Origin of the sequence: Yoonia maricola, from assembly GCF_002797915.1 — a bacterium.
Classification (GTDB): Bacteria; Pseudomonadota; Alphaproteobacteria; order Rhodobacterales; family Rhodobacteraceae; genus Yoonia; species Yoonia maricola.
The window spans coordinates 174,773-193,370 of the sequence record NZ_PGTY01000002.1; the positions used below are offsets into that span (position 1 = coordinate 174,773).

Sequence of the window (18,598 nt, forward strand, 5' to 3'; positions counted from 1 at the left end):
ACCACGATAAAAGCGAGGGAATGTGCGATGAGCCACGACGACTTCAACTTTGAACCCATCAGGGGGCTGCCTGAGCAGCTGCCGGAAGGGGAACATATCTTGTGGCAGGGCGCCCCTGATCCACGGCGTCTGGCGCGTGAGGCATTGGGTGTGCGCTGGGTGTTTGCGTATTTTGCGCTGCTCGCGTTCTGGCGTGTTAGCGTATCATCTGCCGATTTTTCCTTCGGCATCGCCCTGATGCATGGTGTGCCGTTCGTTATCTCGGGCCTTCTGGCCTGTGCCATTCTCTACGGCATCGCTTATGTGCAGGCCCGTTCGACGGTTTACACCCTGACAAACAAGCGTGTGGCAATGCGCATTGGTGCAGCACTGACCATGACGTTGAACCTGCCCTACACGTGGATCGGGACAGCGAAACTAGACCTTAAGTCATCCGGTCATGGCACCTTGGCTTTTGAGCTGATTGGCGAAACGCGGATTTCCTATCTGATGTCCTGGCCGCATGTCCGGCCGTGGCGTATGGCGCGGACCCAGCCCGCGCTGCGCTGTATCCCGGATGCCGAAAGCGTCGCCCGTATCTTTGCCGAAGCCGCAGAGACCCGGATTTCCGAACCGCGCGTGACATGTGTTGATCAAACAGACGGCAATGCCGTCGCAGCGGAGTAAGGATCATGTCTCAGCTTGAACAACAAATGCGTCATCGGGACAAAGAAATGGTCCCTCGGTTTCTGGTACAGGCGATGTTTGCCTTGATGGCGGCCAGCCTTGCCATCGTGGCCTATGCGCAATGGTTTGATGTACCAAACCGCGGTGTGCTGGTCGAAGCACCTATCGTGCAATCGCTTGATATTGTGATGGAGGGTGACCGGAGCGGCATTTACGAGGTCCGCACCATCGATGGCACACTTATCGCATCATCATCGGATGAAAAGAGCGGTTTTTTAGGTGTGATGGGACGCGTGATCGACCGCGAGCGCTTCAAGAACGATGTGACCGGGAACGCCCCGTTTCAGGTGGTCCGTCGCGAGAACGGGAACATAGCCATCATCGATGACACCACTGATTTACGAGTCGAATTAATCGGATACGGCAAAGACAATGTGGCAGCTTTTGCCAAGCTGCTGGACTGAAACCGTGCACGGGTTAGCCGCCCTGCACCTAATGTGAAAGGGAACTCACATGGGACTATTTTTAAGAGAGAAAGAAACCGCGCCTTGCACGGTCACAATCTCGCATCGCTTTGAAGAACTATCGGCGCATGTGCGTCTGGACAATGGTGCAGTGATCCATCCGGGCGACACAGTACAGGTGCAAGGGCCTGAGATCATGGCGGCTTTTGGCGAGATGATTGAGGAAAAGCGTACCGCAGTGATCACCCGTGCCAGCAAGATTGAACAGCTTTGGACCCGCGCCACAGGTGACTTGGAGTTCATGGAGCTGTGCGAATTCTCATTCAGCGAAGAGGTGATGTCATGAACATGCACTCATCCAATGCCGCGACAGCGGAAGAGGCGATTGCCGCGCAAGAGGCCCTGCCGCCGCTGACCAACGAAGAAGCCACGCAAGTTGCGATGTCGAACACGCTGCTAACGCCACGGTTCTACACCACTGATTTTGATGAGATGGATGCAATCGATGTGTCCTCTGTCCGTGATGAATGGGACGTGTTGATTGGCCAGATGAAAGCCGACCCAAACAAGGGCCACTTCAAGAAGAACGAAGATTGGGACACCGTCGATTGGGACGGGATGGAGCCGAAGCTGAAGGCGGAGTTTATCGATTTCCTCATTTCCAGCTGTACCGCTGAGTTTTCCGGCTGCGTCCTGTACAAGGAAATGAAGCGTCGTGGCTCTAACAAAGACATCACCGAGCTATTCCAACTGATGGCCCGTGATGAGGCCCGCCATGCCGGTTTCATCAACGATGCCCTGCGCGAAGCGGGCATCGCTGTGAACCTTGGCTTTCTGACGCAGGCCAAGAAGTATACGTACTTCCGGCCTAAGTTCATCTACTACGCGACTTATCTGTCCGAAAAGATCGGTTATGCGCGCTACATCACGATTTTCCGCCATCTTGAGGCACATCCAGAGCATCGCTTCCATCCGATTTTCAAATGGTTCTGTGAGTGGTGCAATGATGAGTTTTCGCATGGTGAGGCGTTCGCCCTGCTGTTGAAAACGGATCCCAAGTTGACCCAGACCTGGGCGAACCGGATGTGGATCAAGTTCTTCCTCACCGCCGTCTTCTCGACCATGTGGGTGCGCGATCACCAGCGGCCTGAATTCCACAAGGCGCTGGGCGTTGATCCCAAGTGGTATGGGCAGGAAGTATTCCGCAAGACATCCGAGATTTCCAAGCAGGTGTTCCCGATGACGCTGGATATCGACCACCCACGGTGGGAGCCCACGTTGAACCGCATGCAGGACGCCAACGTGCAGATCGCCGAAGGCCGCAAGCAAGGTGGCGTCGCTGGTTGGGCCAAGCGGATGGTTGGATCGGCGAAGGCGGGTTTTGCCTTTGTGTCATTGCTTACCATCCCGGTTGAGAAAAACGCAGTACCTGATAGCCCACGTTTGGAGCCAGCTTACTAATGACCTCGCCCTGGATCGCATCGCTGTTAGCTATTTTCGTCTGGTGGTTTTCTACCGGCGTGATTTTGGTGGCGGTGCGGCGGGCGGATCGTTTGGGCACGCATGGGATGACGACCTTTATGGGTCTGCCGCTGCTGGCGCTGGGCGTTTGGGCGGTTGCCGTGTCATTAGGTGATCCCAGTGTCGCTGGGGCCTACATCGGGTTTGGGGGCGCGCTGGCAATTTGGGGTTGGATCGAACTGGCGTTCTTAGCTGGTGTCATTACCGGCCCGCAGCGCGACGAATGCCCGCCGGGGCTATCTGGTCGTGATCGGTTTTTCCGGGCGTTCTCTACCGTGGCCTATCACGAATTGGCGCTGACCATGGGCCTTTGGGGTTTGGTCATCGCGTCTGAAGGCGCGCCGAACCGTATTGCTTTGGCAACTTATCTTGTGCTGTTCCTTGCGCGCATTTCTGCAAAGCTGAACCTGTTTTACGGAGTGCCACGGATCAACACTGAATTCGTGCCGGATAAGTTGGCGCATCTCAAATCATACTTCCGGCGTGGACCGGTAACACTCGCCTTCCCAGCGGCGATCACCATTTTGACTGCGTTGCTGGCCGTGTGTGCTGAGCGGTTGTGGACCGCCGGTTCAGACGTGACCGTTGTGGGCTTTGCACTGTTAACTGCAATGGCAGGACTGGCCCTGCTGGAACACTGGCTGATGGTAGTGCCGCTGCCTGATGCGAAACTCTGGCGTTGGATGTTGCCCGCGCCCAAAACGATGACCAAAGAAGAAAGATAACATCAATGGATTTTGACGCTTTATTCAATACCCAGTTGACCCAGTTGAAAGACGAAGGAAACTATCGATATTTCGCAGAGCTTGAACGAAAGTGTGGGAAATTCCCACGCGCGGCAAACCACGCCGAAGAAGGCGTGCGCGATGTCACAGTTTGGTGTTCAAACGACTACCTTGGCATGGGCCAGCATCCCAAGGTTATCGCGGCGATGTGCGAGGCGGTTGAACGCACCGGTACAGGTGCTGGGGGCACGCGCAACATCTCTGGCACGAACCACGATCACCTGCTGTTGGAGAATGAGTTAGCCGATCTGCATGGCAAAGAGGCGGCGTTGCTTTTCACCTCTGGTTATGTGTCGAACTGGGCTGCACTTTCGACCTTGGGTAGTCGTTTGGAAAATTGCGTGATCTTGTCCGACGCGGGCAACCATGCATCCATGATCGAAGGTATCCGCCACAGCCGCGCTGACAAGGTGATCTGGAAGCACAATGATGTGCATGATCTGGAAATGAAGCTGCGCTGCTTACCGGCGGATGTGCCCAAGATCGTGGCCTTTGAAAGCGTCTATTCCATGGATGGTGACATCGCCCCCATCAAGGAAATCGTCGAAGTTGCCGAGAAATACGGCGCGATGACGTACCTTGATGAAGTGCATGCCGTTGGCATGTACGGCCCACGCGGCGGCGGTGTGAGCGAGCGCGAAGGGATCGCTGATCGCATCACGTTGATCGAAGGTACGTTGGGCAAAGCTTACGGCGTCGTTGGTGGCTACATCACCGGTTCGGCTGCGCTGTGTGATTTCATCCGCAGTTTCGCGTCCGGTTTCATTTTCACCACGGCCTTGCCGCCAGCGGTGGCCGCGGCTGCGCGGACGTCCATCGCTTATCTAAAAGAGTCCGAGTTCGAACGCGCCCAGCAAAAGCGTCAAGTCGCACGTATGCGCGCCGCACTCGACCGCGAAGGCATCCCGCATATGCAAAACGAAAGTCACATCATTCCGGTAATGATTGGCGATCCGGTGAAGACGCGGATGTTGGCCGATTATTTGATGCGCGAATGGGACATTTATGTGCAACCGATCAACTACCCGACCGTACCCAAGGGAACAGAGCGGCTGCGGTTCACACCTTCACCGCTGCATACGGATGCTGATATTGATCATCTTATCAACGCATTAAAGGTTTTGTGGAGGCAATGTGCCCTCGCTCATGCTGTGGCATAACAATCTTTTACATGTAGGGGTGGACCGACCCGCCTGTTGCATTACATTCAGCCAACGACTGGGGCAAACGGTCACCGAAACAAGATCGAAGAGGATACGATCATGAAGAAGTTTACAATCGCTGCAGCTTTTGCTGTTCTTTCTGCACCCGCATTTGCTGACGGGCACGCCGCGACTGTTGGCGACGCCGCCGCAGGTGAAGAACAATTCAACCGCCAATGCGTCGCGTGCCACGTTGTTGCAGACGCATCCGGTGAAGTCCTTGCTGGCCGCAATGCGCGCACCGGCCCGAACTTGTATGGCATCGCTGGCCGTCCAATGGGTACTATCGAAGATTTCCGCTACAGTGACGCAATCATCGAATTGGGTGAAGCTGGAACTGTGTGGACCGAAGAAGCCTTTGTCGGCTACGTGCAGGACCCAACTGGCTGGTTGCGTGAAACGCTTGATAATCGTCGCGCACGCGGCAAGATGGCCTATCAGGTCCGTCAGGAAGAGCAGGCCTATGACCTATATGCCTATCTCGCCACTTTCGCGGCAGAGTAAGCAACGTCGCGGGTGAACCGCCGCCTAACTTTGAATTTGGGCCGTCAGGGGAAACCTTGGCGGCCTTTTACTTCTGTAGAATTGTTCTTGCCAATTGCGCTGGATCTTCTTCGTGGGCAAGGTGGCCCAGCCCAGATACCTCAGTCAATGTGCTGTGGGGAAGGCATTGCGCCGCGTCCCGGCTGACCTGAGGTGGCACTGCCTTGTCAGACAGCCCGGTGATCAGGTGCACAGGTACATCAATCCCACCCAATCGCGCCAGCAATCCGTCCAGCGACCACTGCGCCATCATCGATAGCGTTGCATCAACATGCCCTCTGTCACGCGCCAGCCTATAATACAGCTCCAAACCATCTTGATCCAGCTTGGACCCGGTGCCTTCAACCAGATTGCGGACGCTGCTGCGTGTTGTCGTGTTTGCAAAGACACCCGCACTAAAGGGCGTCGCGGCCAGCGCCTTGGCCATCATGGGGAATAGCCAACCGGCCACACCCTTGAAATTCCCAAGGGCTGCATTGATCCCGACGATCCCTTGACGGGGCTGCATCCCCAATTCCCACATCCGCAACGCGATCGCGACACCTGCGGAGTGCCCCACAACGATATCAGGCACCCAGCCCTGATTGCGGCAAAGCGCCAGCAGGTCTTCGGACATATGGTCAAGCCCGCAGCGTTGTTGTGCGCCAAGCTGGGTAAAGCCCTGACCCGGCAGATCAACTGCAACGACATGGTGTGTTTCTGCCAATAAGGGAAACAGCCCGCGAAAGCTTTGTGTGGCACCACCTGCCCCATGGATCAACAAGATCAGTGGGCCTTCCCCATGTTCCTGAATGTGCCAGCGGTGCGGGCGATGCAGCACGCGCCGCGAATATGCCGTCAGAGGCCAGTCTTTGGCATCATCCGGCCAGCGCATTAATCGCCCAACGCTGTGACGACAGATTTCGACAGGCGTTCAGCGTCGGCGCGAGGAAGCGGTAGATAAGCAGCGTCCAGCGTCTGGGCCAGATTGCGTAACGCGGGTTCTGGCCGGTTGCCGGTGTCGATGACGATAGTATCGGTGCCATGGGCGCGTAACACGCGGGCGATTTGCTGGGCGTCGGTCGCGGCTTGTTTGCGGTCCGCTTTGCCATCAAGCGCGATATTGGCGCGCCCATCTGTCAGGATCGCAATTGTTGGCGTGAGACCGCGCCGGGTGGCTTGGGTGGCCTGCTCAAAGGCTGTCATCATACCGGCGGCTAATGGTGTGCCACCACCGCCGGGCAGGCCAGCCAAACGCCGCTTGGTTTGCACAAGCGAGCGTGTGGGTGGCAAGAGGACTTCGGCCTCGGTGCCCCGGAACGCCACCAAAGCAACGTGATCGCGGCGCGCATAGGCTTGGGCGAGCAGCAACTCAACGGCGCCTTTGGCCTCTGCGAGGCGTGTTAGCGCGGAAGAGCCTGATGCATCGACTGTGAAGATCAGCAGCCTGTCGGATTTTTCTTCAAACCGTTTGATGCGGATGTCCGCTGGTCTGATCTGCAAACCCTCACGGCCCGTTGCATTGCGTCTGATCGTTTGCCACGGCGCCGCCGCGCGCAATGTGCCAATGATATCAATCCGCGCGCCATCACTGATCCGGCCCGCGCGTGACGGCAGTGGTCTGCCGCGCCTGTTTCCTTTGCGCGCGGCACCCGTTCCGTTCCCGCGACCGGCCCGCGCCTTTTGTGCTGTGAGCTGGTTTAAAAGGTTATCGGGCAAAAGGGCGCGGACTGCTTCCAACAGCAACTCATCCGGTAGGTCGAGGCTTTCTTCTGATCTGTTGTTTTCTATCTGCTCGGGCGGCGGTGCGGGTGGTTCTTCCGCGGTCTGGGGTTCAGGAACCCGTGTCGCCCGATGGGCCAAAGTGAGGGCGCAGGCGACTTCCAGGTCGTCCGATGTGACCCTTTTGCGATCATTCAAAACGGCATGCGCTCGGGCTGCACGGATTGCAAACAGCGCCGCGCGCATGCTGTCGATGCCAAGCTCACCCGCGATGCGGGTGATTTGTTCTGTGACGCCGCGCGGCACCGTGACATCAGCGAGCGCAATCGTGCTTTCAGTTTGAGACCATATTTCAGTTGTACCATCCAAACGGCAGTCGGACAGATCAATATGAAACGCCAACCGTTCGGCTAATTTTGGGTTTAGGCATTCGTCATACTCGGCCCCCTCATCAAGTGCGATCAGTGTGTGGTCATGGCCTTTGTCCAGCGTGACGGCTAGTCGCGCGGCAAGCCCTATCGTTGTGCGTTCTGCCATGGCTAGAATCAGTGGGCCGGCTGTTTCCAAAAGCCCGTTTTCCTGCACCAAATGACCGCTGGCCAATGTCGCGGAAAGATCCAGCCCGCCAAATAACGCTTCATCAGAAATCGCAGGGTGTAACCGCCGCGCAGTTGGGTCGATCATCGCCGTTAGCCGATCACGCACAGGACCGGAACGCGCACGGATGCAGACCCCGCCTAGCCCCGCATCAATGCGAAGCAATCGCAACGCAAGCGTTGCGTGGATCCAGCTTTGGTTAGCCAAGGACTTCTTCCACTGTGCGGGCGACGCGTGTGCCGCTGCCTGCCTCATCCAAGGGATCGCGGCGCAGGCGGTGGCGGAGGGCCATCGGTGCAACTGCGCGGACATGGGCGCGGGTGAGCGCGGTGTCATCACGCCAGGCAGCATAGGCACGGGCGGCTTTCAACAACGTCAGCTCACCACGCAAACCGTCAGAGCCGAGCGCGAGGCAGAGCTCTGCTACATCAGTGAGCGTCTTTTCAGGCGTTTTAAGCTTTGTTAGAGACTTTCTTGCCTTCAAGATCCGATCCCGGATCGCTGCATCTTCGGCCTGCCAGCGCAGCATGAAGGCGGCGTTATCATTTTCGAACGCATCGCGGCGCTTGATCACCTCAACCCGCGTTTCTACCTCTTTGGGCGAAGTGACCTCGACGGACAGACCGAAGCGATCCAACAACTGCGGGCGCAGTTCGCCTTCCTCTGGGTTGCCGGAGCCGACCAGCACAAAGCGGGCCGGGTGGCGGATGGAAAGACCTTCACGTTCGACCACATTTTCGCCCGACTGGGCAACGTCAAGCAGTAGATCAACGATATGATCCTCAAGTAAGTTTACTTCGTCGATATAAAGATAGCCGCGGTTCGCGCGGGCCAGCAGGCCGGGCTGAAACGCCTTTTCGCCCTTGGTCAAGGCCTTCTCGATGTCCAATGCACCTGTCACCCGATCTTCTGTTGCACCCAAGGGCAGATCGATCACAGGTGTCGGCGCTTCATGCACACGTTTCGACCCTAATTCAGCCCAATCCGGTACATCCTTGGCCTTGGCGCTGTTGATGGGGCAGCCTTTGACCGCTTTGATCGGCGGCAACAAAGCCGCCAGTGCACGTACTGCCGTTGACTTGCCCGTGCCGCGATCACCAAACACCAGAACGCCGCCAATGCTGGCGTCAATCGCGGTGAGGATCATCGCCTGTTTCATCTCGTCCTGGCCGACGATGGCGGAGAAGGGGAAAGGTTGCATCTAGAGGGCCTCAAGTTTGGCTAAGGGTGAGATGCCGTTCCATGTGCCGCGGTCGGAATGGACGGCGAAACGGGCGTAGAGTTCTTCGCGAAACCAGCCTTCTTCGCGGACAGCTCGGATAGCGTCGGCGTGCGGACCGGTGCGTGCGAAACCGGCCATCGCTTTCTCAGATGGCCAGATAGAGAAGGTGACTTGGTGCAGCATGGGCACTTCGCCAATGCCGATCTTGAAGGCGACGTTGGGGTCCTTACCGATCATCTCGGATATATTTGGCACGCGACCCCAAAAACGGGTCAGGATGCTGGGTTTGATCGTGGCACGCGTCAATGCGGCCAATGGGCCGGTTGTCTCGGCCTGTGTCGGCTCAAACGGGGCTTGCCCCGCCCATTCACCGCGCGCGGTTTGGGTTTGTAGAAAAACGGTCCAGCTTTCGGCAGCGCGCTTTTGGTAAGTCGCAAAGATACCGGACTGGGTGCGCTCGCGCGCTGTTTCCGCATCAGGCCAAGTGGCAAGGATCGCATAGACGGCGGTGTTGGGAACGGGCGTGAACCCCTCGCCTGTGCCTGAGCCGCACAACTTCCAAAATCCGATATCTGGGGTGCGCGATAGCGGCAATCTGGCCCCGCCCATCATCGTCAACGCCCATGCACGGACGAGCGGCCCGGCGAAGCGGAAGAAAGACAGGCTGACAGTTTGCGTCACGGTTCTGACCTCATGGTCGTGTCAACTTATCCTGACATATCGAGCCTGACTTGGGAAGATGTTGACATAAGAATTGTCAACTTGACGTTACACTACTACTGTGAGGCCATGATGACAGCTGATCAGACCGACTCAAACGCCGCAATTGTTATAGGTGCAGGGCTTGGCGGCCTTGCGGCGGCGATGCGTTTAGGCGCAAAGGGCTATGCCGTGACGGTGCTGGACCGGCTGGATAAACCCGGTGGCCGGGGGTCATCTGTCAGCCAGAATGGACATCGATTCGATCTGGGGCCGACGATTATTACCGTGCCGCAAGTTTATGAGGATCTCTGGGCTACATGCGGACGCAATTTTCACGATGATGTTGCTCTGCGCCCGATGGACCCGTTTTACGAGGTGCGTTGGCAGGATGGGTCAACCTTTACGGCGCGGCAGGACACCGATGCGATGCTGGCCGAGGTTGCGCGACTGAGTCCGGGCGATGTGAAGGGATATAAGCGATTTCTGAAGGACAGCGAGGCGCGTTACATCGTCGGTTTCGAAGGTATGGTCGCCAAGCCAATGCACCGTCTTTGGGAAACGATCAAAGTGCTGCCTCTCTTTGCGATGCTCCGTGCAGACCGTTCCATTCTTGGCTTGGCGAAGGCCCGCGTGAAAGATCCGCGTTTGCAGATGGCGTTGTCCTTTCATCCGCTCTTTATCGGCGGCGACCCCCGACATGTAACGTCAATGTATGCGCTTGTCGCTTACCTCGAAAAGGAATTCGGCGTTCATTATGCCATGGGCGGCGTGCAGGCGATTGCGCAGGCGATGGTCGGCGTAATCCGCTCTCAAGGTGGGCAGGTCCGGCAGGGTGTTGAGGTTGATGAAATCCTTGTTGAAGGCGGTGCCGCCAAAGGTGTGAAACTGACGAATTCAGAGACTATTCAGGCCGAGTTGGTCGTCAGCAACGCCGACGCGGGCCACACCTATCAACGCCTGCTGCGCAATCAGCCCCGCAAGCGCTGGACCGACAAAAAACTGAAATCGCGCCGCTGGTCGATGGGCCTGTTTGTCTGGTATTTTGGCACCAAAGGCACCGCGCAGATGTGGCCCGATGTGGGCCATCACACGATTACGAATGCCCCCCGCTATGAGGGCCTGCTGAAAGACATCTTCATCAAGGGTAAATTGTCTGACGACATGAGCCTTTATATCCACCGCCCGGCTAAAACCGATTCCAGCGTCGCCCCAGCGGGTGATGACACATTCTATGTGCTATCCCCGGTTCCGCATCTGGGTTTTGATGATCCCGTCGATTGGCGGAACCAGGTCGAGATTTATAAGGCTAAGGTGCAGGCCGAGGTTGAAAAGACCATGCCGGGTTTTGCCGATCTTATCAGCACCGAGATGGTGCTGACGCCTGAAGATTTTCGTGACCGCTATCTGTCGCCCAATGGTTCAGGCTTTTCCATCGAGCCGCGCATACTGCAATCCGCCTGGTTCCGGCCCCATAATGTTAGCGAAGAAGCAAAGGGTCTTTATCTGGTGGGTGCAGGCACGCACCCCGGTGCCGGTGTGCCCGGCGTGATTTCCAGTGCAGAGGTGCTGGCCAAGATGGTGCCGGACGCGCCTGCGATGCCCGAATTGAAAGTGGCTGCCGAATGATCCGCCCTGACGACCTTGAACACTGCCGCGAGGCGATCCGCCATGGGTCGTTGTCTTTTCATGCGGCCTCTAAACTGCTGCCCGCAAAGGTGCGTGACCCGGCTTTGGCGCTCTATGCGTTTTGCCGTCTGGCGGATGATGAGGTGGACGAGGGCGACTATCAGGCCGGTGCGGTGTTCCGCCTGCAAGAGCGGTTGGATGCGGCTTATGCCGGAACGCCCAAGAACGCGCCCGAAGACCGGGCTTTTGCCGCGATTGTCGAAGATTTTGAGATGCCGCGTGCGCTGCCAGAAGCTTTGCTCGAAGGCCTCGCCTGGGACGCCGCTGAGCATCGATATAGCACTTTAGGCAATGTTAGAGACTATTCTGCGCGTGTTGCCAGCGCCGTGGGTGCGATGATGTGCGTACTAATGCGCGTGCGCGACCCGGACGCCTTGGCACGCGCCTGTGACCTTGGTGTCGCGATGCAGTTGACCAATATCGCCCGCGACGTGGGTGAAGATGCGCGGATGGGCCGGATTTATCTGCCGTTGGATTGGCTGGAAGAGGCTGGGATTGATCCATTAAATTTTGTGCGCGAACCGTTGCCCACGGATGAGGTGCGTCGCATGGTCAAACGTTTGCTGGCTGAGGCTGACAGGCTTTATTTGCGGTCCGAGGCCGGGATTAACGTGTTGCCTTTGCAGGCACGCACCGGGATTTGGGCAGCTCGGCTGATTTACGCCGGTATTGGCAAGCAATTGCGGCGTCAGGGGTACGACAGCATCTCGATGCGGGCGCGCACCAATGGGCGTCAGAAATTGGGCTGGCTGGCGCAGGCCGGTGCGCAAACGGCGACTTCGCTTATCATGCCGAAATCGGCAGTGATCTATGCCAAACCGCTGCCTGAGGTCGCGTTTTTGGTTGATGCCGCCAGCCGTGCGCGGCCTGATCAGGGGCGCTCAAGTTCTGTGTTGGATATACTGGCGGAGTTGAAGGCACGCGAAGCTGGCATTGGAACTGATCGCCCGATGGCCTAGGTGTAGCGGGAACCTTGAAAGGGGCCTGCTGTGGATATTTTTCTTTTTTGTTTGTTTCTTGCCGCGACCTTTGGAGCGGGTGCGACCGGCGCGCTTTTTCCGACAGGTGAGTGGTACAAGAGCCTGAACAAACCCACTTGGGTCCCACCGGATTGGGTTTTCCCGGTGGCGTGGACATCCATCTATCTACTTATTTCCTTTGCGGGTGCACGTGTCGCCGTGCTGGATGGCAACGCCTATGCAATGGCGTTTTGGGCTTTGCAGATTGCGTTCAATACACTGTGGACCCCGGTCTTTTTTGGCCTGCGCCACCTGAAAGCATCCTTGCCCGTTATGGCTTGCCTTTGGTTGGCCGTCGCAGGCGCGACAGTGACGCATTTTCAGTTGGATTTCTGGGCCGGTCTGGCCTTTGTGCCCTATCTGGTTTGGGTCACGGTCGCTGGTGCCCTGAACCTTGCAATGCTTCGCCTGAACCCCGATCAAAACCCATTGCAGCTACAGAACCTCTGACACCCCCTTGAACGTCCTTCAATTCGATGAAACCATTGGGGATGGAAACACATTTCAAATCATGGGCCGAAGTTGCCCCCCGATTAGTGGCCGTTGCTGCCGGGCGTGAAAAGGCCGATTTGGTCATTCGTGGCGGCAAGCTGGTGAATGTGCAAACCCGAGAGATTTTGGAATGGCAGGTGGCAGTAGCCGAGGGGCGCTTTGCCTATGTTGGGCCTGATGCCGCGCACTGTATTGGTGACAATACGCGCGTGATCGAGGCAGAGGGTAGCTATCTGATCCCCGGCCTGTGCGACGGCCATATGCATATCGAAAGCGGTATGCTGACGCCTGCCGAATTTGCCGCCGCCGTTATCCCCCATGGCACCACAACCATGTTCACCGACCCGCACGAGATTGCCAATGTATTGGGCCTACGCGGCGTGCGTATGATGCATGACGAGGCGCTGATGCAGCCCGTCAACATCTACACGCAAATGCCGTCTTGCGCGCCCTCTGCGCCGGGTTTGGAGACAACAGGGTTTGAGATTTCTGCCGATGATGTGGCAGAGGCGATGGCGTGGCCGGGTATCATTGGCTTGGGTGAGATGATGAATTTCCCCGGTGTGATCAACGGTGACAGCCAGATGCTGGCTGAAATGGCAGCAACGATGAATGCGGGCAAGACCGTGGGTGGGCACTATGCCTCGCCTGACAAGGGTATCGCTTTTTCGGCATATGTTGCTGGCGGTGCGGCTGATGATCACGAAGGAACTGCCGAGGCGGATGCGATTGCCCGCGTCCGCAACGGAATGCGATCGATGATGCGCCTTGGGTCTGCGTGGTATGATGTGGAAAGTCAGATCACCGCAGTGACAGAGAAGGGGCTTGATCCTCGCAACTTTATCCTGTGCACCGATGATTGCATGGCAGGTACGCTGGTCAACGATGGACATATGAACCGCGTGGTGCGCCATGCGATTACCTGCGGCTGTGATCCGTTGGTTGCTTTGCAGATGGCGACGATCAATACGGCGACGCATTTCGGGTTAGAACGCGAGATTGGATCGATTGCGCCTGGGCGCAGGGCAGACGTGATCTTGACCTCGGATCTGACGGAGTTGCCGATTGAGGAAGTCATCGCGCGCGGCCAAACCGTTGCAAAGGACGGCAAGATAACCGTCGATTGCCCGCATTTTGACTGGCCCGACGATGCCCGCAAAACGGTGCATATGGGCAAGATGCTGGAGACGTCCGATTTTGTGATCCATGCGCCCGAAGGCAAGAATAAGGTAAAGGCCAAGGTCATCGGCGTGGTTGAAAACCAGGCGCCAACAGAGGCTTTGACGGCTGAACTGCCCGTTGTCGATGGGTTGGTTGAGGGTGAAGGTGATACCTATCAGATTGCCCTTGTTGAACGGCACCAAGGCACCGGGACGGTCGTGAACGGCTTTGTCTCTGGCTTTGGGTATACTGGTAAAATGGCGATGGCCTCTACTGTGGCGCATGACAGCCACCATATGATTGTCGTCGGCACGGATCGCGCGATGATGGCTGCGGCAGCCAATCGTCTTGGCGAGGTAGGCGGCGGTGTTACCGTTTGGAAAGACGGCAAGGAACTGGCACTGGTCGAATTGCCCATCGCTGGCCTCATGTCTGATAGTCCCGCCGCCGAAGTCGCCGCCAAAGCCGACCAAATGGTTGCTGCCATGGCCGATTGCGGCTGCACATTGAATAACGCCTATATGCAGCATTCGCTGCTGGCGCTTGTTGTCATCCCATCGCTCAGGATCTCTGATCTGGGGCTGGTCGATGTCGATAAGTTTGAAATTACAGATATATTTGAGGAAAACGCATGAATATGGCCCAAGAGGTGTCAATCCGGACACCTGATACTCCAAAACCCGAAAGCTTTACCGATGCAAAAAAAGCGGTAGCGCGGTTGCAAGAACTCTACGCGATTGCCGTGACATTCCTGTCCGAGAATTTCTCGGCTGCTCTAATGAATGGTCAACCCGAAACGCGCGTTCGGGCCTATTACCCGGAAATCCGTCTGACGACGACAACCTATGCCAAGACCGATACCCGCCTGTCCTTTGGTCATGTGGCTGAACCGGGCGTCTATGCCACGACTATCACGCGGCCGGATCTGTTTGCGTCCTATCTTGAACAGCAAATCGGCCTGTTGATCAAAAGCCATGGCGTGCCTGTTGTCATTGGGGCCTCTACCACGGAAATGCCGGTGCATTTTGCAGCTGCCAATGATCCGGGGCTGACCGTGCCACAGGACGGATCCATGGAGTTCAACCTGCGCGACAACTTTGATGTGCCTGATCTTAGTACGACACACGATAACATCGTGAATGGCGAAGAATTCACCTATCCCGATGGTGCGCGGCCCTTGGCGCCGTTCACTGCACAGCGTGTGGACTACTCTCTGGCGCGCCTCGCACATTATACAGCAACTGCAGCAGAGCATTTCCAGAACCACGTTCTGTTTACCAACTACCAGTTCTATGTCGAAGAGTTCGAGGCTTACGCCCGCCATATGCTCGCCGATCGTGAAAGCGGCTACACCAGCTTTGTCAGCACCGGGAATGTCGAGATCACGGATGCTGACGCACCGATCCCTTTGCCGGGGAAGTTGCCACAGATGCCGACCTATCACCTGAAACGTGCCAATGGCAGCGGGATCACCTTGGTAAACATCGGGGTCGGGCCGTCGAATGCAAAGACAGCAACGGATCATATCGCGGTCTTGCGTCCACATGCGTGGCTGATGGTCGGACACTGCGCTGGGCTGCGCAATTCACAACGCTTGGGTGATTTTGTGCTGGCCCACGCGTATCTGCGCGAAGATCACGTGCTGGATGATGACCTGCCTGTCTGGGTGCCCATTCCAGCGTTGGCGGAAATCCAGATTGCGTTGGAAACGGCAGTGGCCGATGTGACTGAACTGGAGGGCTACGACCTCAAACGGATCATGCGGACCGGGACGGTGGCGACCATCGACAACCGCAACTGGGAACTGCGCGAACAGGCCGGGCCAGTGCAGCGCCTTTCGCAATCGCGCGCCATTGCATTGGATATGGAAAGTGCGACCATCGCAGCGAATGGCTTTCGGTTCCGCGTGCCTTATGGCACCCTTCTCTGTGTCAGTGACAAACCTCTGCATGGCGAATTGAAACTGCCCGGAATGGCCTCAGATTTCTATAAAACACAGGTCGCAGCGCATCTGATGATCGGTATTCGGGCCATGGAACGCCTGCGTGAAATGCCGCTGGAGCGCATTCACAGCCGGAAATTACGTAGTTTTGAAGAGACAGCCTTCCTCTGATCAGCCAAAAAACGCAAAAAAACGCGCTTTTTCACTTATAAGCGCACACTAATCATTGTGGTTTCACACAACATACCGTTAGATGTGCGGGTAACAGGCCCTACTGCTGGGGCGAATGAGGGAGACCAGGAAATGGCTACAAAACCACTAACAAAAGCGCAGCTTGTATCTGCACTGGCCGATGAAACAGGCATGGACAAAAAAGCAGCAGGCGCTGCACTTGATGCTGTGACCGGCATCATCACCAAAGAAGTATCTAGCGGTGGCGCCGTGACACTTCCTGGCGTTGGCAAAATCTACTGCCGCGAACGCCCAGAGCGTATGGTGCGTAACCCAGCAACGGGTGAGCAGATCAAGAAAGACGCGGATAAGGTCGTGAAAATGACCATCGCAAAAGCGCTGAAAGACAGCGTCAACGGTTAAGGTTTCAGGCTACAGCCAGAATTTAAAAGGGTCGCCTTCAAAGGCGGCCCTTTTTCGTATGTAAGGGTGCGGAACGGCAAGGCAGAGAACGATATGGACATCAAAGCAATCGCAATGGGCCTTGCATTCGCTCTTATGTGGTCATCAGCATTTACCTCTGCGCGTGTCATTGTGGAATATGCGCCGCCGCTGACAGCCTTGGCGCTGCGGTTCTTGGTTTCTGGCTTGCTGGGCGTTGGGATCGCCTGGGCGCTGGGCCAATCCGCGCGGTTGAGCCGCAAGCAATGGTTGGGCGTTGTGATTTTTGGTGTTTGCCAAAACGCGCTTTATCTTGGCCTGAACTTTGTGGCGATGCAGACGATCCCTGCATCTTTGGCGGCGATCATTGCCTCAACCATGCCGCTCTTGGTGGCCTTGGCGGGGTGGATTGTTTTTGGAAACCGCGTCCGGCCTTTGGGGATTGTGGGGCTTGTCGCTGGTTTGGTTGGCGTAGTGCTGATTATGGGTGCGCGGTTGCAAGGTGGCGTCGATATCTACGGGCTGGTGCTTTGTCTTGTTGGTGTCATATCTCTCACCATCGCGACTCTGGCTGTGTTGGGGGCATCATCGGGTGGCAATGTTTTGATGATTGTTGGCCTACAGATGCTTGTAGGTAGCGCGATCCTTTGGGTGCCAGCACTGACACTAGAGGTGTGGGATATCACGTGGAATTGGCAATTGGTCGCAGCCTTTGTTTACACCACCTTGGTGCCCGGTCTGGCGGCAACATGGGTGTGGTTCATGCTGGTAGGGCGTATTGGGGCGGTGAAGGCATCGACCTTCCATTTCCTCAACCCGTTTCTGGGTGTTGCCATCGCGGCAGCATTGCTCGGAGAGGTTATCGGGGTTCTGGATGTGCTTGGCGTTGCGATTATCGCAGGGGGTATTTTGGCGGTACAGCTGTCCAAACAGTAAGGTGGGTTTAAACCCACCTTACCCGATGGACCCGCGCACCCCGCCTGTTTGCCCACGATCCAGCAGCAGGTGGTCCAAAATGACACAAGCCATCATCGCTTCACCAACGGGCACTGCACGAATGCCAACACAAGGGTCGTGCCGTCCTTTTGTAACGACTTCGGTGGGCGAACCATCCATGCGAATGGACTTGCGTGGCGACAGGATCGAAGATGTCGGTTTCACAGCAAACCGTACCACAATATCCTGCCCTGTGCTGATCCCCCCAAGAATGCCACCAGCATGGTTTGAGGAATACTCAGGCCCGTCTGATCCCATGAAAATCTCATCCGCATTGTCGCGTCCGGTGAGTGCGGCCGCCGCCATCCCTTCGCCGATCTCAACACCTTTCACAGCGTTGATCGACATCATCGCAGCACTTAAATCAGTGTCTAACTTTGCGTAAACCGGCGCACCGATACCTGCGGGCACGCCGCGTGCCACGACCTCAATGATAGCACCGACCGAGTTGTGATCATCCTTGCGCAGCCACGCGAGATAGTCGTTCCACTCAGCCGCTGCCTCTGCATCAGGACAGAAGAAATCGTTCTGGTCTATCTGATCCCAATCCACCTTCGCCGGGTCGATCTTCTTTGTTCCCATCTGGGTCATGTAGCCTTTGATCTGCACATTTGCGGCAATCGCCTTAATCGCCTCACGCGCAACGCCGCCTGCCGCAACGCGTGAGGCGGTTTCGCGCGCAGAAGACCGCCCGCCACCGCGTGGGTCGCGTAGCCCATATTTCTGGTGATACGTAATATCGGCATGACCGGGCCGGAAGGTATTGAGGATATCACCGTAGTCTTTCGACCGTTGATCGGTATTCTCAATCATCAATTGGATCGGCGTGCCCGTCGTCTTGCCCTCATACACACCCGACAGAATGTTCACCGTATCGGGTTCATTCCGCTGGGTCGTATTCTTGTTCAGGCCGGGGCGGCGCTTATCCATCCATTGCTGGATCATCGCAGGTTCAAGCCGGACACCGGGGGGGCAGCCATCGACTGTCGCACCTAATGCAGGCCCGTGGCTTTCACCCCAGGTGGTGAACCGAAACAAATGACCGAAGCTGTTGATCGACATGGAATTCCCCTTTGCCAGATGGGTCTAGCGGGCGTGACAATCAGGCTCAAGTGCTTTCCCTTGCGCCCCTTGGCAATCCGGCTTAGCTAGGGCCTACCTCGGGGGGCCATTCCTTGGCTGAGATGCGCAATGCGCGGACCCGTAGAACCTGAACCGGTTAAGACCGGCGGAGGGAAGGTTTAGCAATCTCGCTATCCCCTAATCCGCCCGCCTGTATTTGGAGGA

General features: G+C 56.9%; 19 protein-coding genes and 1 riboswitch. Of the genes, 14 read left to right on the forward strand and 5 right to left on the reverse strand.

Annotated features, from left to right (window positions below):
• The first annotated feature begins 27 nt into the window (after positions 1-27).
• The 7 genes from puhB (at position 28) to BC777_RS11055 (ending at position 5,142) form a co-directional block, all read left to right on the forward strand.
• The gene (gene puhB / locus BC777_RS11025; protein WP_100368248.1) at positions 28-666 is read left to right on the forward strand and encodes a photosynthetic complex putative assembly protein PuhB; all 639 of its coding nucleotides are present in this window, start codon (positions 28-30) and stop codon (positions 664-666) included.
• A 5-nt stretch (positions 667-671) separates the two neighbouring features.
• On the forward strand, positions 672-1,130 hold the full coding sequence (gene puhC, locus BC777_RS11030) for a photosynthetic complex assembly protein PuhC (RefSeq protein WP_100368249.1): 459 nt from the start codon (positions 672-674) through the stop codon (positions 1,128-1,130).
• A gap of 49 nt (positions 1,131-1,179) precedes the next feature.
• Positions 1,180-1,476, forward strand: coding sequence for an O2-dependent cyclase accessory protein (locus BC777_RS11035; protein WP_100368250.1), 297 nt, complete (start codon positions 1,180-1,182; stop codon positions 1,474-1,476).
• On the forward strand, positions 1,473-2,591 hold the full coding sequence (gene acsF, locus BC777_RS11040; protein WP_100368251.1) for a magnesium-protoporphyrin IX monomethyl ester (oxidative) cyclase: 1,119 nt from the start codon (positions 1,473-1,475) through the stop codon (positions 2,589-2,591). Before BC777_RS11035 ends, acsF begins: the two co-directional genes overlap by 4 nt.
• Positions 2,591-3,376, forward strand: a complete 786-nt coding sequence (gene puhE, locus BC777_RS11045) for a putative photosynthetic complex assembly protein PuhE (protein WP_100368252.1) — start codon at positions 2,591-2,593, stop codon at positions 3,374-3,376. Before acsF ends, puhE begins: the two co-directional genes overlap by 1 nt.
• Before the next feature lie 5 nt (positions 3,377-3,381).
• A complete protein-coding gene (gene hemA, locus BC777_RS11050) occupies positions 3,382-4,596 on the forward strand; it encodes a 5-aminolevulinate synthase (protein WP_100368253.1) in 1,215 nt (404 codons plus the stop codon).
• Between the two features lie 102 nt (positions 4,597-4,698).
• Positions 4,699-5,142: a c-type cytochrome gene (locus BC777_RS11055; RefSeq protein WP_100368254.1), complete on the forward strand. Its 444-nt coding sequence runs from the start codon at positions 4,699-4,701 to the stop codon at positions 5,140-5,142.
• Positions 5,143-5,209: 67 nt separating this feature from the next.
• On the opposite strand, the gene bchO is transcribed toward BC777_RS11055, so the two are convergent.
• The 4 genes from bchO to crtA are packed head-to-tail and all read right to left on the reverse strand — an operon-like array spanning position 5,210 to position 9,382.
• Positions 5,210-6,055 (reverse strand): alpha/beta fold hydrolase BchO, encoded by an 846-nt coding sequence (gene bchO / locus BC777_RS11060; protein WP_100368255.1) that lies wholly within the window; start codon positions 6,053-6,055, stop codon positions 5,210-5,212.
• Positions 6,055-7,686 (reverse strand): magnesium chelatase subunit D, encoded by a 1,632-nt coding sequence (locus BC777_RS11065; RefSeq protein ID WP_100368256.1) that lies wholly within the window; start codon positions 7,684-7,686, stop codon positions 6,055-6,057. The genes bchO and BC777_RS11065 overlap by 1 nt, the downstream gene beginning before the upstream one ends.
• On the reverse strand, positions 7,679-8,680 hold the full coding sequence (gene bchI, locus BC777_RS11070; RefSeq protein ID WP_100368257.1) for a magnesium chelatase ATPase subunit I: 1,002 nt from the start codon (positions 8,678-8,680) through the stop codon (positions 7,679-7,681). The genes BC777_RS11065 and bchI overlap by 8 nt, the downstream gene beginning before the upstream one ends.
• The gene (gene crtA, locus BC777_RS11075; RefSeq protein WP_100368258.1) at positions 8,681-9,382 is read right to left on the reverse strand and encodes a spheroidene monooxygenase; all 702 of its coding nucleotides are present in this window, start codon (positions 9,380-9,382) and stop codon (positions 8,681-8,683) included.
• 108 nt (positions 9,383-9,490) lie between these two features.
• On the opposite strand from crtA, the gene BC777_RS11080 reads away from it, so the two are divergent.
• From BC777_RS11080 to BC777_RS11110, 7 genes are all read left to right on the forward strand, one after another.
• On the forward strand, positions 9,491-11,029 hold the full coding sequence (locus BC777_RS11080; protein ID WP_100368259.1) for a phytoene desaturase: 1,539 nt from the start codon (positions 9,491-9,493) through the stop codon (positions 11,027-11,029).
• Positions 11,026-12,048, forward strand: a complete 1,023-nt coding sequence (gene crtB / locus BC777_RS11085) for a 15-cis-phytoene synthase (protein WP_100368260.1) — start codon at positions 11,026-11,028, stop codon at positions 12,046-12,048. Before BC777_RS11080 ends, crtB begins: the two co-directional genes overlap by 4 nt.
• Positions 12,049-12,078: 30 nt before the next feature.
• Positions 12,079-12,558, forward strand: a complete 480-nt coding sequence (gene tspO, locus BC777_RS11090; protein ID WP_100368261.1) for a tryptophan-rich sensory protein TspO — start codon at positions 12,079-12,081, stop codon at positions 12,556-12,558.
• Positions 12,559-12,599: 41 nt separating this feature from the next.
• The gene (gene ade / locus BC777_RS11095) at positions 12,600-14,396 is read left to right on the forward strand and encodes an adenine deaminase (protein WP_100368262.1); all 1,797 of its coding nucleotides are present in this window, start codon (positions 12,600-12,602) and stop codon (positions 14,394-14,396) included.
• Positions 14,393-15,874 carry an AMP nucleosidase gene (locus BC777_RS11100; protein WP_100368263.1) on the forward strand — a complete coding sequence of 494 codons (1,482 nt, stop codon included), beginning with the start codon at positions 14,393-14,395 and terminating at the stop codon, positions 15,872-15,874. Before ade ends, BC777_RS11100 begins: the two co-directional genes overlap by 4 nt.
• 132 nt (positions 15,875-16,006) lie before the next feature.
• Positions 16,007-16,297, forward strand: a complete 291-nt coding sequence (locus BC777_RS11105) for an HU family DNA-binding protein (RefSeq protein ID WP_100368264.1) — start codon at positions 16,007-16,009, stop codon at positions 16,295-16,297.
• 93 nt (positions 16,298-16,390) lie between these two features.
• Positions 16,391-17,251 carry a DMT family transporter gene (locus BC777_RS11110; protein WP_100368820.1) on the forward strand — a complete coding sequence of 287 codons (861 nt, stop codon included), beginning with the start codon at positions 16,391-16,393 and terminating at the stop codon, positions 17,249-17,251.
• Between the two features lie 18 nt (positions 17,252-17,269).
• Here BC777_RS11110 and aroC read toward each other — a convergent pair whose 3' ends face one another.
• Complete coding sequence (aroC, locus tag BC777_RS11115) at positions 17,270-18,373, reverse strand: chorismate synthase (RefSeq protein WP_100368265.1); 1,104 nt, start codon at positions 18,371-18,373, stop codon at positions 17,270-17,272.
• Between the two features lie 89 nt (positions 18,374-18,462).
• Positions 18,463-18,565, forward strand: a riboswitch (TPP riboswitch).
• The last annotated feature ends 33 nt before the right edge of the window (positions 18,566-18,598 follow it).